At 60.9% G+C, this 13,441-nt stretch carries 13 protein-coding genes and 1 pseudogene; 9 read left to right on the top strand and 5 right to left on the bottom strand.

What is annotated here, in order from left to right; translation table 11 throughout:
* The first annotated feature begins 14 nt into the window (after positions 1 to 14).
* Positions 15 to 698, top strand: a complete 684-nt coding sequence (locus V7Q10_RS13085; RefSeq protein ID WP_333869556.1) for a M48 family metallopeptidase — start codon at positions 15 to 17, stop codon at positions 696 to 698.
* Here the strand turns inward: V7Q10_RS13085 and V7Q10_RS13080 are convergent.
* From V7Q10_RS13080 to V7Q10_RS13070, 3 genes are read right to left on the bottom strand one after another with little or no spacing between them, the layout of a single operon-like run.
* Entirely contained in the window at positions 695 to 1,237 is a 543-nt protein-coding gene (locus V7Q10_RS13080; RefSeq protein WP_333869555.1) for an RSP_2648 family PIN domain-containing protein, read from the bottom strand. The genes V7Q10_RS13085 and V7Q10_RS13080 overlap by 4 nt on opposite strands.
* Positions 1,237 to 2,478 (bottom strand): RSP_2647 family RNA methyltransferase, encoded by a 1,242-nt coding sequence (locus tag V7Q10_RS13075; RefSeq protein ID WP_333869554.1) that lies wholly within the window; start codon positions 2,476 to 2,478, stop codon positions 1,237 to 1,239. Before V7Q10_RS13075 ends, V7Q10_RS13080 begins: the two co-directional genes overlap by 1 nt.
* A 48-nt stretch (positions 2,479 to 2,526) precedes the next feature.
* Positions 2,527 to 3,213 (bottom strand): DUF6778 family protein, encoded by a 687-nt coding sequence (locus tag V7Q10_RS13070; protein ID WP_333869553.1) that lies wholly within the window; start codon positions 3,211 to 3,213, stop codon positions 2,527 to 2,529.
* Between the two features lie 226 nt (positions 3,214 to 3,439).
* On the opposite strand from V7Q10_RS13070, the gene edd reads away from it, so the two are divergent.
* Positions 3,440 to 5,245: a phosphogluconate dehydratase gene (gene edd / locus V7Q10_RS13065; RefSeq protein ID WP_333869552.1), complete on the top strand. Its 1,806-nt coding sequence runs from the start codon at positions 3,440 to 3,442 to the stop codon at positions 5,243 to 5,245.
* An 88-nt stretch (positions 5,246 to 5,333) separates the two neighbouring features.
* Positions 5,334 to 5,972 (top strand): bifunctional 4-hydroxy-2-oxoglutarate aldolase/2-dehydro-3-deoxy-phosphogluconate aldolase, encoded by a 639-nt coding sequence (gene eda / locus V7Q10_RS13060; RefSeq protein ID WP_333869551.1) that lies wholly within the window; start codon positions 5,334 to 5,336, stop codon positions 5,970 to 5,972.
* Here the strand turns inward: eda and V7Q10_RS13055 are convergent.
* Both V7Q10_RS13055 and V7Q10_RS13050 read right to left on the bottom strand, forming a co-directional pair.
* On the bottom strand, positions 5,969 to 6,256 hold the full coding sequence (locus V7Q10_RS13055) for a hypothetical protein (RefSeq protein WP_333869550.1): 288 nt from the start codon (positions 6,254 to 6,256) through the stop codon (positions 5,969 to 5,971). The two genes, eda and V7Q10_RS13055, sit on opposite strands and share 4 nt — an antisense overlap.
* A 2-nt stretch (positions 6,257 to 6,258) precedes the next feature.
* Positions 6,259 to 9,036, bottom strand: a complete 2,778-nt coding sequence (locus tag V7Q10_RS13050) for a glutamine-synthetase adenylyltransferase (protein ID WP_333869549.1) — start codon at positions 9,034 to 9,036, stop codon at positions 6,259 to 6,261.
* 97 nt (positions 9,037 to 9,133) lie between these two features.
* Here V7Q10_RS13050 and V7Q10_RS13045 point away from each other — a divergent pair, with 97 nt between their 5' ends.
* The 6 genes and pseudogenes from V7Q10_RS13045 to V7Q10_RS13020 form a co-directional block, all read left to right on the top strand.
* A complete protein-coding gene (locus tag V7Q10_RS13045; protein WP_333869548.1) occupies positions 9,134 to 9,616 on the top strand; it encodes a YbaK/EbsC family protein in 483 nt (160 codons plus the stop codon).
* A gap of 124 nt (positions 9,617 to 9,740) precedes the next feature.
* Complete coding sequence (locus tag V7Q10_RS13040) at positions 9,741 to 10,190, top strand: DUF2852 domain-containing protein (protein WP_333869547.1); 450 nt, start codon at positions 9,741 to 9,743, stop codon at positions 10,188 to 10,190.
* Positions 10,191 to 10,320: 130 nt separating this feature from the next.
* Positions 10,321 to 11,157 carry an arginyltransferase gene (locus tag V7Q10_RS13035; protein WP_333869546.1) on the top strand — a complete coding sequence of 279 codons (837 nt, stop codon included), beginning with the start codon at positions 10,321 to 10,323 and terminating at the stop codon, positions 11,155 to 11,157.
* Positions 11,158 to 11,310: 153 nt separating this feature from the next.
* A complete protein-coding gene (locus V7Q10_RS13030; protein ID WP_333869545.1) occupies positions 11,311 to 11,466 on the top strand; it encodes a hypothetical protein in 156 nt (51 codons plus the stop codon).
* An 18-nt stretch (positions 11,467 to 11,484) separates the two neighbouring features.
* Positions 11,485 to 11,913 (top strand): annotated as a pseudogene (locus V7Q10_RS13025) (TRAP transporter small permease subunit); the annotation flags it as partial.
* The coding region (locus V7Q10_RS13020; protein ID WP_333869544.1) for a TRAP transporter large permease at positions 11,913 to 13,441 on the top strand (1,529 nt) is incomplete at its 3' end. The pseudogene V7Q10_RS13025 and the gene V7Q10_RS13020, both read left to right, overlap by 1 nt.

The raw sequence follows: 13,441 nt of genomic DNA, 5'->3' as shown, positions 1-13,441 counted from the left end.
CCATATCATGGGTTATGATAAAGTTCCTGCCCCTTTTGCTTGGCCTTGCTTATGGCTACGTCATGCTGCGCTTTTCGGCTGCGCAAAGCAGTAAGGCCCTGAAAGCGCAAAGCAAACCGCTGCGCGATCCTGCGCTGCAACCGCTTGTCGACCGGCTGGCGGCGGCGCTGGACCTGCCGTCGATTGGCGTCAATATTTACGAGATTGACGCGGTGAACGGGCTTGCGGCGCATGACGGGCAAATCTATCTGACGCGCGGCTTTTTGCAGCGCCGCGAGAGGGGCGAGGTCAGCAATGAAGAGCTGGCTGCGGTCATTGCGCATGAATTGGGCCATGTGGCTCTGGGCCATTCGCGGCGGCGGATGGTGGATTTTTCGGGGCAAAACGCGGTGTTCATGATGCTGTCGACCCTGCTCAACCGGTTCTTGCCGGGCATTGGCGTGCTGCTGGCGCGGGGGGTTTCCTCGGTGCTGATGGCGCGGCTGTCGCGGCGCGACGAGTTCGAAGCCGATGCCTATGCCAGCGCTTTGCTGGTCAAGGCCGGCATCGGCATCGGGCCGCAAATCTCGTTGTTTCAGAAATTGGGGCGGCTGACGGGGTCGGATGGATCAAGCGTGCCGGCTTGGGTGCGCAGCCATCCCAAGACCGATGAGCGCATCGCAGCGATTCAGGCGCGTGCCGAGCGCTGGCAGATCTAGGCGGCCATCGCCTTGGCCAGTTTCGGCAATTGCGCGCGCTTTAGCAGCGATTTCAGCGGGATCGGATTGCCCGCCAGACGTTCGGCGGTGGCGTGGACGCGGCGCACCACGCCCGCGACGTCCTCGGGGTGAAACGACCACAGCTGCCACAACAGGCTGTCAGGATCGCGCCGCTCGATCCCCTCTTCGGCCAGAACGTGACGCGGAAAATCCTTGGCGTTGAAGGTCACAATGCAATCGGCATGGCCCGCAATCGCCACCGCCAGCACATGCAGATCGTTGTCATCCGGCAGATGCAGCCGCGCTTCGATACTGGGCTGATCGCGGATTTGGCCGCGCGGAAAGGCGGCGCGAAACAGCAACGCCTCACCCTCCGCCTCGGCTTGGGCAAGCGCGCCCAGCTTGGCGGTGGCTCTGGTCCATTCGCGCAAGATGCGGTCAGACCAGAGCGGTTCATAAAGGCCAAGCGCCGCAACCCCCGTCAGGATTTCACGCAGCACGGTGGGATAGATCACGCAGGCGTCAAGGACGGCCTTCATCAATCCAGCCGGAACACAAGCGATTTGAGGTAGCCGGTTTCGGCAAGCTGCGGCAGCATCGGATGATCTGGGCCTGCAAAGCCCGTGTGCAACAACTGCCCACGCCGCCCGCCGCGGCCAATGCCGCGCCCGCAAGCGTTGCGGAAAGACGACAGATCCGCCGCATGGCTGCAAGAACACAGCACAAGATAGCCCCCCGGTGCGACCAAAGGCGCTGCCAGCCGCGCGATGCGTTCATATGCGCGCAGGCCCGCTTCTAGTGCTGGTTTTGCAGGCGCAAAGGCTGGCGGATCGCAGATCACCACCTCAAAGGCGGCACCTTCGGCCCCCAAAGCCTCAAGGGCTGCAAAGGCGTCGCCTTGGCGGGTGCTGAACCGATCGGCAAAGCCAGAGGCCAGCGCGCCCTGTTCGGCCAAGGCCAAAGCGGCGGCAGAGGCATCGACCGCCAAGGTCGAAGCCGCACCACCGGCAAGGGCTGCAAGCCCAAAGCCGCCAACATGGGCAAAGACATCCAACACCCGCGCGCCGCGTGCAAGGCTGGCTGCAAAGGCATGGTTGGGGCGCTGATCAAAGAACAGACCGGTTTTTTGCCCGCCTGTGACATCTGCGAAATAGGTGGCACCGTTCATCGGCACCGCAATCGGGCCTGCAACAGCGCCGGTCAGCACCAAGGTTTCCTCGGGCAGACCTTCCAGCCCGCGCGAGCGGCCCGTGCCGTTTTTGACAACCGTTGTCACCCCTGTCACCGCGATCAAGGCGGCGACCAGATCGGCCAGATGCGCCTCGGCCCAAGCGGCGTTGGGCTGCACCACAGCAACATCGCCAAAGCGGTCGATAACAATGCCCGGCAGACCGTCAGATTCCGCATGCACCAACCGATAGAACGGCTGGGCATAAAGCCGCGCGCGCAGATCCAGCGCCCGCGACAGCCGCGCTTCAAACCAGCTTTGGTCGATCACGGCCTCGGGGTTACGATCCAGCATGCGGGCGATGATCTTGGAATTGGTGTTAACGGTCACCAAGCCCAGATCACGACGCTCGCCATCTTGCAAAATCGCCAGCGCACCCGGCGCAAGACCCTGTGTACGGCGGTCAGTGACCAGCTCGTCTGCATAGACCCAAGGAAAGCCGTGGCGGATCGCGCGGGCTTCGGCCTTTGGTTTCAGGCGAACAACGGGATGGTTGCGCGAAACCTGTTCGGCAGCCTCTTCAGCGGGGGAGTGCGAGATGGGGAGTGTCATAGCCTCCTCCCTTACTGTGTTCCGAGGCGGCTGGAAAGAGGTCTTGGTTTAACGCAGTGCCGAGGCGCGCAGGCTGGTGCTGTCAAGCTGTGCAGACATCACCAAATCTGGCGGCATCGCCACTACCGCCGAAAGCTCGCGCCGCGCTACCTCGGCCAGACGCTCGGTCACCACGACCTTTTGCGTTCGCCCTGCGGCATCCTCGGCCAGCGCCTTAGCGCCGCCTGCGGCATGGGTGTCGGCCACAATCAGCCGTGGCGGTTGCAAAAGCGCGCCTGTTTGCGCATCGCGCAGGCTCATCAGAAAATGCATGTTATGGATACCGCCAACGGTAAAGCGCGCCTTTTCGGTCACCGCGTGAAAGCTCGTCACTTCGATATCCACCACCACCTGAGGGCCTTTGCGCATCATCGAGGTGCCGCGCGCAAAGGCGGTCTCGAAAATCGATTTGATTTGCGCATAGCGGTCGCCGGGCGGATCACCGCGCCAGACGATGTCTGCGTTTGGCAGCAAGCTATTGGCCTCCGAGACCCTAAGGCTGGTGGGCACCACGACATTTACCGCAACCACATCATATTGCGATTGCAGAACAGTCAGGCCGCGCGGGGCTTCGGCTTTGGCCAGCGTGGGCACTTCTGCTTGCAGAAAATGCGCCGCACGCGTGGTTTGTGGCGGGGCCGCACAGCCCGCAAGCCCCAAAACCACCAATGCGACCACCGTTCTAACTGCTGACATCTTTTCGCCTCTCAAGCCGCGCCTTGCGGATCTGACGCCGTTTTGCGCTGCAAATATGGCAAGAATTTGCGTTAACTGTTGCAACACTAAGGAAGCCGCCGCCACAGGCTGCGCGACACCTCGTCGTTACCCTCTGTGGCGGATTTTTTATGATTTCGCCGCCGCGCGGGTTGTTAGCGCTAACGGCATCTGCTAGATCTGTGTCATCCGTCAGATCGAGGCTCTTATGTCGCTTAACTCCACCATTGACCGCGTCACCGACAGAATTCGTGAACGCTCGCTTGCGACGCGAGGCCGCTATCTTGCCCAGATCGGTGCGGCCGTGCAGGCAGGCCCAGTGCGCGCGCATCTAAGTTGCGGCAACCAAGCCCATGCTTATGCCGCGATGGTCGAGGATAAGGCCGAATTGGCCAGCGTACGCGCGCCCAATATTGGCATTGTCACCGCCTATAATGACATGCTTTCGGCGCATCAGCCCTATGAGGATTACCCAAAAATTATCCGCGAGGCCGCCCGGCGCGCTGGCGCCACGGCGCAGGTGGCGGGCGGTGTGCCTGCGATGTGCGATGGGGTGACGCAAGGTCAGCCGGGGATGGAGCTGTCGCTGTTCTCGCGCGATGTGATTGCGCTGGCGGCGGGGGTGGCGCTGAGCCACAACGCCTTTGACTCGGCGATTTTTCTGGGGGTTTGCGACAAGATCGTGCCCGGCCTTGTGATGGCCGCCGCCACCTTTGGCCATATTCCTGCGGTCTTTGTGCCGGCAGGGCCGATGACCTCGGGCATTCCAAACGATGAAAAATCAAAGGTGCGCAATGCCTTTGCCGAAGGCAAAGCCACACGCGCCGAGCTGATGGCGGCCGAGATGGCCTCGTATCACGGCATTGGCACCTGCACCTTTTACGGCACCGCCAATACCAACCAGATGCTGATGGAATTCATGGGCCTGCATCTGCCCGGCGCGTCTTTTGTCAACCCAGACACCCCCTTGCGCGCCGCCCTGACCTCGGCTGCGGTGGAACGCGCCGCCAGCATGACGGCGCTTGGCAATGACTTCCGCCCAGCGGGCGAGATTTTGGACGAGCGCGCCTATGTCAACGGGCTGGTTGGTCTTATGGCGACGGGCGGCTCAACCAATCTGGTGCTGCACCTGCCTGCGATGGCGCGGGCCTCGGGCATCTTGCTGGATCTGGCCGATTTTGATGACATCAGCCAAGCGGTGCCGCTGATGGCCAAGGTCTATCCAAACGGTCTGGCCGATGTGAACCATTTTCATGCCGCGGGCGGTCTGGGCTATATGATCGGGCAGCTGCTGGAAGCTGGTCTGATGCACGCGGATGCAAAATCGGTGATGGGCGAGTCGATTGCCAGCTATAGCCGCGAGCCAAAGCTGGTCGAGGGGCGTTTGTCTTGGCAAGACGGGCCGAAAGCCTCGTTGAACGACCGGATTTTGCGCCCTGCGGCTGATCCGTTCCAACCCACCGGCGGCTTGCGGCAGTTGTCGGGCAATCTTGGGCGCGGCGTGATCAAGGTTTCGGCCGTGGCCCCTGAACGTCATATCATCGAGGCGCCTTGCCGGATTTTCCACGACCAAAACGATGTGAAGGCGGCGTTCAAGGCGGGCGAGATCACAACGGACACCGTGGTTGTGGTGCGGTTTCAGGGCCCAAGCGCCAATGGCATGCCCGAATTGCATTCGCTGACGCCCTCGCTGACGATTTTGCAAGACCGTGGCTTGAAGATGGCTCTGGTGACTGATGGGCGGATGTCGGGGGCCTCGGGCAAGGTGCCTGCGGCGATCCATGTCTCGCCAGAGGCTGCCAAGGGTGGTCCCTTGGCGCGGTTGCGTGATGGCGACATCGTGCGTTTGGATGCGGTGGCAGGCACGCTGACCTGTCTTGCGCCCGATTTTGACAGCCGCACGCCGATCACCGCTGATCTGTCGGCCAATGCACACGGCCTTGGCCGCGAACTGTTCGAGGCGTTCCGGCGCAATGTCGGCACCTCGGAAACCGGTGCGGCGGTGGTGCTTTAGCCAAACCATCCGTGCATTGCCGCGCAAAACGCTTTAGCTGCGCCGCAATATCCCGTTTACAGACCCCATTTTGGGGAAGGAGATTTTGATGACCCCTGCTGAACAATCCCGTCTTGCCGCTGAAATCTGCGGTCTTGCCCCTGTGGTGCCGGTGCTGGTGATCGACGATATCGCCCATGCCCGCCCGCTTGCGCAGGCCTTGGTGCAGGGCGGTCTGCCTGCTTTAGAAGTCACGCTGCGCACGCCTTGCGCGCTGGATGCGATCCGGGTGATGGCCGAGGTTGAGGGCGGTGTTGTCGGCGCAGGCACTTTGCTGACACCTGCGGATGTCAAGGCTGCCAAGGCGGCGGGCGCGAAATTCGGCGTCTCGCCCGGGGCGACGCAGCGGCTGTTGGACGCTTGTGCGGAATACGATCTGCCCTTGCTGCCGGGCGCTGTCACCGCCTCTGAAGTCATGGCGCTGTTGGAAATGGGCTATACGGTGCAGAAATTCTTCCCTGCCGAGCAATCGGGGGGTGCGGCTTTTCTGAAATCGCTTGGCGCGCCGATCCCACAGGTGTCGTTCTGCCCAACCGGCGGCATCAGCCTGAAAAATGCCCGCGATTATCTGGGGTTAAAGAATATCCTCTGCGTCGGCGGCTCTTGGGTTGCCCCAAAAGACGCGATGCTTGCCGGCGATTGGGCGGCGATTGTCACATTGGCTGCCGAAGCCCGCGCCCTGCGCTAAGGCTGGGCAAAGCGCCCTGCCCGCCCGCCGCGCCGCATCGGTGTGGCGGGGGCCACCAAGGCCTCGGTCAGAACTTTGGTCATTGGATGATCTGGGTTCGGCAGTCCGTAATGCGCCAGCAAAGACCGCAGGCAGTCCGGCGTATCAACCACTGCAGGCAGGCTCAGCGCCCAATCAATAAAGATCGAGCGGCATTCCTCACCGGTGATGCCGTCGATGTTATAGCTTTCGCGCACCAACCCCTTTGGGTCTGCTTCTTTGACGTCCAACGCGCGTCTCCCCATGTTCAAACCTCCAGATGCGCCACAATCACCGCCGCAGCAAGAGCTGTGCGTGTCATAAGCCGCTTGGTCAAATCCTCTGCATCGCCGCCGCCCGTGGCCGCCAACAAAAACCGTTGCGCGCCAAGCCCAAGTGCTGCGGGGTCGGCGACCCGATCCCCCAACAGCTTGGACGCCGATTGCATCTGCCAGCAAAGCCTGTAGGCATCCAGCAAAACCGTCTGATCCGAATACGACAGTTTACCAGCTTTTGCGCCTGCCGCGATCTGCGCCTGCACCCCGCGCGCGGGGCTTGCCACCAAAAGCGCCATGGTTTGCGCCAAAAGCTCGATATCCATCAAGCGGCCCGCGCCGAATTTCGCATCCCAAGCTCCGGCCTGCGGTTTGGCCTCGGACAGGCGCGCGCGCATCTGTGCGACATCGCCGCGCACGGCTTCGCCCTGACCTTTGACGGCAATGACATGGCGGCGGAACGTCTCGACCGCATCCGCCAGCTCAGGCGCGCCCGCCAGAACCCGCGCGCGGGTCAGCGCCAGATGCTCCCATGTCCAAGCCTCACTCATCTGATACGAGGTGAAGCTTTCCAGCGAGGTCGCCACCGGCCCCTTGCGCCCCGAAGGCCGCAGCCGGACATCAACCTCGTAAAGCCGGCCTTGCGCAGTTTGCGCCGAAAGCGCTGTGACAAAGGCCTGCGTCAGCCGCGCGTAATAGGGCCGCGTCGCAAGCGGCCGCGGGCCGGTCGAGCCCTCGATCCCCGCCGCGTCATAGATCACGATCATATCCAGATCCGACCCCGCATTCAGCCGGCCCGCCCCCAGACTGCCCATGCCCAAACAAATCGCCCCCCGCCCCGGAGCTGGCCCGTGACGGGTGGCAAAATCCGCCAAAACCACCGGCCACAGCGCGCTGATCACCGCCTCGGCCAGATCGGCGTATTGCTTGCCCGCCTCAAAGCCATCAATCAGCCCGCGCAAATGATGCACGCCGATGCGGAAATGCCATTCCTTTGTCCAGCGCCTTGCGGCATCCAATTGGCGTTCGTAATCGGCGGCCTCGGCCAGCTTGTGCGTAAGATCGGCGCGCAAGGCGGCTTTGTCCGGCCAAGCCGAAAAGAACGCGCCGCCAATCACCGCATCCAACACCGCCGCATTGCGCGACAGATAAAGCGCAAGCGCAGGCGAGGTTGCGGCAATATCGACGATCAGATCAATCAGGCTGGGGTTGGCCTCGAACAGCGCAAATATCTGCACCCCCGCCGGAAGCCCGGCCAAAAACCCATCCAGCGCCAGCAAAGCCTCGTCTGGATTGCCCGCCGCCATCAGCCGCGCCAAAAGCGCTGGCCGCAGGCGTTGAAACATCGCCTGCGCGCGGTCCGAGCGCAGCGCCGGATAGGCCTGCCAGCCTTTGACAATCGCGCGCGCATGTTCTGACAGCTCGGGGGCGGCGGCGGCGGGTTCAGTGGGCGCAAAGAACCCCTCAGTCAGCTGATCGGTGCGGCTCAGACGGTCCAGCAGATCGCGGCGAAACGCCTGATCAGATTGGCCGCAAAAGGCCGCAATCCGCGCGACAGCTTCGGCGGTGACGGGCATCTTATGGGTCTGGGCATCGCCCACCATCTGCAAGCGATGCTCAACCTCGCGGTGGGCGGTGTAAAGCTGCGACAGCTCGCCCGCCACCGCTTGCGGCAGCCAATCCTTTGCGACCAAAGCCTGCAAAGCCCCCAAGGTGCTGCGGTCGCGCAGGCTTGGGTCGCGCCCGCCTGCGATTAACTGACGGGTCTGGGTGAAAAACTCAATCTCGCGGATGCCGCCTTGCCCCAGTTTCATATCATGGCCTTCAACGACCAAAGCGCCGTTCAAGCCGCGATGCTCGCGGATGCGCAGGCGCATGTCATGGGCGTCTTGGATCGCGACAAAATCCAGATGCTTGCGCCAGACAAAGGGGGTGAGGCTGTGCAAAAACCGCGCCCCTGCCCCCAGATCCCCGCCGCAAGGGCGGGCCTTGATATAGGCCGCACGCTCCCATGTGCGACCCTGAGCCTCGTAATAGGCCTCGGCGGCGGCCATCGACAGGCACACCGGCGTCACACCTGCATCGGGGCGCAGCCGCAGATCGGTGCGAAACACATAGCCCTGCGGCGTGATATCGGACAACATCGAAGCCATGCGCCGCGTGACGCGAATGAAACTTGCCCGCGCCTCGTGCCAATCGGCGCCGTAGCGGTCTTGATCAAACAGGCAAATCAGGTCGATGTCAGAGGAGTAATTCAGCTCGCGCGCGCCCATCTTGCCCATGGCAAGGCAAGTCATCCCGCCTGCGGTTTCGGCGTCCTCGGCCACCGCCCCCGGCAATTTGCCACGCCGTATTTCCTCGGCCACCAAGCGGCGCAGCGCCAGATCAACGGCGCGGTCGGCAAGATCGGTCAGCGCGCCGGTCACCTGCATCAGCGACCAGACCCCGCCCAGATCGGCCAAGGCAGTGATCAGCGCAAAACGGCGTTTGGCCGCGCGCAAGGCATCGGGCAGCGCATCGACTTGCGCGGCCTCCAGCCCCGCCAGCACCTGCGCGCAAACGGTTTCGGGCGGCTGCAACAGCGCCTCGCGCAGCCAGTCGGCCTCGGTCAGCATCAGGCTGCGTAGATATTGGCTGCAAGAGGCAGTGGCCGACAAAAGCCCGCGCAAATCGGGCGTCATATCGGCGAAGGTCGCGGCACAATCGGCTGCGGCCTCGCGATCAAAGGGCAAGGGCTGGCGGGTAAGCCGAGAGGCGAAAGGTCCATTCATTACCGCAGTTTGCGGCGGCGGCGGCGCGGGGTCAATTGGCGCTGGCAGAATTGCGCACCGCAGGGCAAAGTTGCGCGGTAAAACGAAGGAGCCTGCAATGAGCAAAAGCCTGGCCCGCGTCTGTGCCGCCCTGAAGGCCGCAAATATAGCGGCTCAGCCGATCGAGATGACCGCCGAGACTCGCACCGCAGCGCAAGCGGCAGAGGCTGCGGGCTGCGACTTGGATCAGATCGTCAAATCGATCCTGTTTGCCGGCAGTGCGGGTCAGCTTTATCTGTTTTTAACCGCGGGCGGCAATCGGGTGGATGCGGCCCGCGCCTCTGCGCTTGCAGGCGAGGCTTTGGGCCGCGCCGAGGTGGCGCAGGTGCGCAAGATCACCGGCTTTGCCATCGGGGGTGTTGCGCCGATCGGGCATCTGACGCCCCTGCCGATCTGGCTTGACCACAAACTGTTGGACTTTGCCCAAGTCTGGGCCGCAGCCGGCACCCCGCGGCATATTTTCCCGATTGCCCCGCAAGATTTGCTGCGCATCTGTGGTGCAAAAGCCGCAGATTTTACCGAAGAACCCCTAGGGTCATAGGGAAATCAAACGATTAGCTCGGCATGTAATAAAGATTTACATAGGCCTTGAAGATCGCAGCCTCCATACGCATCTTGAGAGATGTGAAACACGTTCACATTGCAATATTTCAGGAGTTACCTGCATGTATACCGCCTCGACCACGGCCCCGACAGCTGGGCCCCTTTCTTGGTTCCGCCGCGCCGAAAGCTGGCTTGACGCCCGCGGTCGCGCGGCATGGATCGCTGCGATGGTCTTGGGCTTTGTGTTTGCTTGGCCCATAGGCCTTGGCCTTCTGGCCTATATGATCTGGAGCAAGCGCATGTCTAAATCCTTTTGTCGCGGCGCAGAACGCCAAGACCGCATGGGCCGCTTTGACAGCCTGCGCCCTTCGGGCAACAGCGCCTTTGACGCTTATAAAACCGATATGCTGCGGCGATTGGAAGACGAGCAATCCGCTTTTGAAGCGTTTTTACAGCGCCTGCGCGCAGCAAAAGACAAATCAGAATTCGATGCCTTTATGCAGGACCGCGCCCGCGCCACCGCGCAAGCGGCGCAAGGCCCAACCGAGGAAGATCGCGGCGGCGCCTATTAACATGCAAAAAATCTCAGGCCCTCTGATTTTCCAGAGGGCCTTTAAGCATTTGGAAACACACCGATCTTAAGACTTGGCCTTGCCTGCTTGCCTTGTTAGGGTGAGCCATTCTTCAACCAAAGCAATAGCGATGCGCCATACCCTTCCAATAGTGCCCCAGTTTTACGTTACTGCCCCGCAGCCCTGTCCTTATCTGGATGGGCGGATGGAGCGTAAGCTGTTCACGGCACTGCAAGGCGATCAGGCGCAGCGGTTGAACGACACGCTTTCAAAACAGGGGTTTCGGCGCAGTCAGAATGTGCTTTATCGTCCCTCTTGCGCCGAATGCTCGGCCTGCCTTTCCGCGCGCATTCGCGTCGCCGATTTCAAACCAAATCGCAGCCAGCGCAAGGTGCTTAAGGCGGCCGCGCATCTGCACCGCAACGCCACCAGCCCTTGGGCGACAGAGGATCAATACGCGCTGTTTCGCCGCTATCTGGATGCGCGCCACGCCGATGGTGGCATGGCCGATATGGATGTGTTCGAATTCGCCGCAATGGTCGAGGAAACGCCGATCAAAAGCCGGGTGATCGAATATTCACGCCCCGCAGGTCCCGGCGAAACCGGCACGCCCTTGACCGTGGTTTCCTTGACCGATGTCTTTGATGACGGGCTGTCGATGGTCTACAGCTTTTATGACCCCGATTTTACCGCTCTGTCGCTGGGCACCTATGCCATTTTAGATCATATAAATATCGCGCGGGAAGCCGGTTTGCCCTATGTTTATCTGGGCTATTGGGTGCCTGGCAGCCGCAAGATGGGCTATAAGGCGGGGTTTTCCGCGCTTGAGATTTTCAAGGCCGGCAAATGGGTCGATATTGGCACCCCTGCCGACCATCATGCCGAATTGCACCCGCTTTCGGTGGACCCGATTGCCGAACAGGTCGCCCGCATCAACCTGCCCGAAGCGCGCAGCCTGCGCGACTAGCCCGGGGCCGCCACGCCGGCTGTGATCTGCGACAAGTCATAGCACTTGGCGCTAAAATCTTGACGCAGCGCAGAACTCCTAGATAGTTGGTAAAAAATTTATAGGCTCTTTGCGTCTTGGCAAGGGCAAACAGGCCACTGGGAGGAGACGTTGATGCAAGCACTCTTAACGATTGCGCGGGCAATTGATCGCTTCACCGAATTTGTCGGAAAATCGGTGATGTGGTTGATCCTGGTGGCGGTCTTGGTCAGCGCCATCAATGCGATTATTCGTAAGCTTTTCAACATGTCTTCAAATGCTTGGCTCTAGCTACAATGGTATCTTTACGGCGCGGCCTTTATGCTTGCCGCCGCCAATACCCTCAGCCGCAACGAGCATATTCGCATCGATATCTTTTACGCCTCGCGGTCGCGCAAGACGCAAAACTGGATCGACCTGTTTGGCCATCTGTTCTTTTTGCTGCCCTTTGTGGCGCTGATGACCTGGATGTTGGTGCCCTATATGCTGGATGCGATCCGCACAGGGCAAATTTCAACCAATGCAGGCGGGCTGTTGATTTGGCCAGCGCGGGCGATTTTGCTGGCGGGATTTGTGTTGCTGCTGCTGCAAGCCCTAGCGGAAATTGTTAAGAAAATCGCTGTGATCCAAGGGCTGATAGAAGATCCGCACAGCTTTGTCACCGCCCAAGAAGCCGCCGAGCGGGAAAGCAAGGCAATGGCCGAGGCGCTGCTGACCGCGGGAAAGGATAAAGCCTGATGTTAGAGCTTATCGCGCAGGACATGGCGCCGATCATGTTCGCAAGCCTGATGATCTTTTTGCTGCTGGGCTATCCGGTGGCGTTTTCGCTGGCGGCCAATGGCTTGGTGTTCTTTGCCATTGGCGTCTGGCTGGCGCCAATGTCGGAAGGCACGATCACGCTGGATTGGCCTTTGCTTTTCACCATGCCGCAGCGGTTATGGGGGGTGATTTCAAGCGATACATTGCTGGCTATTCCCTTTTTTACCTTCATGGGCATCATTCTTGAAAAATCCGGTCTGGCCGAAGATCTGCTGGATACCGTCGGTCAGCTTTTTGGCCCGATCCGCGGCGGTCTGGCCTATGCGGTGATCCTTGTCGGCGCGCTTTTGGCGGCAACCACCGGCGTTGTGGCGGCAAGTGTGATTGCTATGGGTCTGATTTCTTTGCCAATTATGCTGCGCTATGGCTATGATCGGCGCATTGCCACCGGCGTTATTGCCGCCAGCGGCACCTTGGCGCAGATCATCCCGCCCTCTTTGGTTCTGATCGTTTTGGCCGACCAATTGGGCCGCTCGGTTGGCGATATGTATAAGGGCGCGTTGATCCCGGGGTTGATCCTTGTTGGTCTTTACATGGGCTATGTGTTTCTGATCTCGCTACTGCGGCCGAAATGGGTGCCTGCGCTGCCGATTGAAGTGCGCACGCTGGGTAATGGCGTGACTTCGCTTTTGGTGGCGCTGTCGGCGCTGATGGCGCTTGGCTATGCCACTCATATCGCGTTGATCGAGCGCGTTGGTCCCAATGCCGATATCTTGGGTGCCGTGATCGGGGTGCTGGGGGTCTATGCCTATACCGTGGCCGACCGCGTGTTCAAGCTGAACACCATGTCGCGCTTGGCCCAGCAGGTGGTGATCGTGCTGATCCCGCCTTTGGCACTGATTTTTCTGGTGTTGGGCACGATCTTTATCGGCCTTGCCACCCCGACCGAAGCCGGGGCAATGGGAGCTTTGGGGGCGCTGCTTTTGGCGCTGTTCAAGGGCCGGTTGACCTATAAGGTGACCGAGCAGGCGCTGGCCGCAACCACGCGGCTGTCATCTTTCGTGATGTTCGTGCTGATCGGCGCGCGGGTGTTTTCGCTGACGTTTTACGGTGTTAACGGCCATATCTGGGTCGAGCATCTGCTGACGTCGGTGCCCGGCGGGGTGATCGGCTTTATGATCGTGGTCAATATCATCTTGTTCGTGCTTGGCTGTTTTCTAGATTTCTTCGAGATCGCCTTCATCATTGTGCCGCTTTTGGTGCCGGCGGCGGAGGCATTGGGAATTGATCTGATCTGGCTTGGCGTCATCATCGGGATGAATTTGCAAACGTCTTTCCTGACACCGCCCTTTGGCTTTGCGCTGTTCTATCTGCGCTCGGTTGCAGCGAAACTGCCCTATACCGACCGCCTCACCAATGCGCGGATCGCGCCGGTGGAAACGGGGCAGATCTATGCCGGAGCGGTCGCGTTTATTGGCGTGCAGGTGGTGATGATCATTGCAGTGAT

This window comes from Cypionkella sp., assembly GCF_036782355.1.
GTDB lineage: Bacteria > Pseudomonadota > Alphaproteobacteria > Rhodobacterales > Rhodobacteraceae > Cypionkella.
The sequence above is the reverse complement of the archived record's forward strand: the minus strand, read 5'-3'. Positions and strand labels throughout refer to the sequence as shown.

Excerpts from the sequence above, each read along its gene's own strand:
- V7Q10_RS13085 (WP_333869556.1), top strand. The coding sequence starts at position 15 with ATGATAAAGTTCCTGCCCCTTTTGCTTGGCCTTGCTTATGGCTACGTC.
- V7Q10_RS13080 (WP_333869555.1), bottom strand. The coding sequence starts at position 1,237 with ATGAAGGCCGTCCTTGACGCCTGCGTGATCTATCCCACCGTGCTGCGT.
- V7Q10_RS13075 (WP_333869554.1), bottom strand. The coding sequence starts at position 2,478 with ATGACACTCCCCATCTCGCACTCCCCCGCTGAAGAGGCTGCCGAACAG.
- V7Q10_RS13070 (WP_333869553.1), bottom strand. The coding sequence starts at position 3,213 with ATGTCAGCAGTTAGAACGGTGGTCGCATTGGTGGTTTTGGGGCTTGCG.
- edd (WP_333869552.1), top strand. The coding sequence starts at position 3,440 with ATGTCGCTTAACTCCACCATTGACCGCGTCACCGACAGAATTCGTGAA.
- eda (WP_333869551.1), top strand. The coding sequence starts at position 5,334 with ATGACCCCTGCTGAACAATCCCGTCTTGCCGCTGAAATCTGCGGTCTT.
- V7Q10_RS13055 (WP_333869550.1), bottom strand. The coding sequence starts at position 6,256 with ATGGGGAGACGCGCGTTGGACGTCAAAGAAGCAGACCCAAAGGGGTTG.
- V7Q10_RS13050 (WP_333869549.1), bottom strand. The coding sequence starts at position 9,036 with ATGAATGGACCTTTCGCCTCTCGGCTTACCCGCCAGCCCTTGCCCTTT.
- V7Q10_RS13045 (WP_333869548.1), top strand. The coding sequence starts at position 9,134 with ATGAGCAAAAGCCTGGCCCGCGTCTGTGCCGCCCTGAAGGCCGCAAAT.
- V7Q10_RS13040 (WP_333869547.1), top strand. The coding sequence starts at position 9,741 with ATGTATACCGCCTCGACCACGGCCCCGACAGCTGGGCCCCTTTCTTGG.
- V7Q10_RS13035 (WP_333869546.1), top strand. The coding sequence starts at position 10,321 with ATGCGCCATACCCTTCCAATAGTGCCCCAGTTTTACGTTACTGCCCCG.
- V7Q10_RS13030 (WP_333869545.1), top strand. The coding sequence starts at position 11,311 with ATGCAAGCACTCTTAACGATTGCGCGGGCAATTGATCGCTTCACCGAA.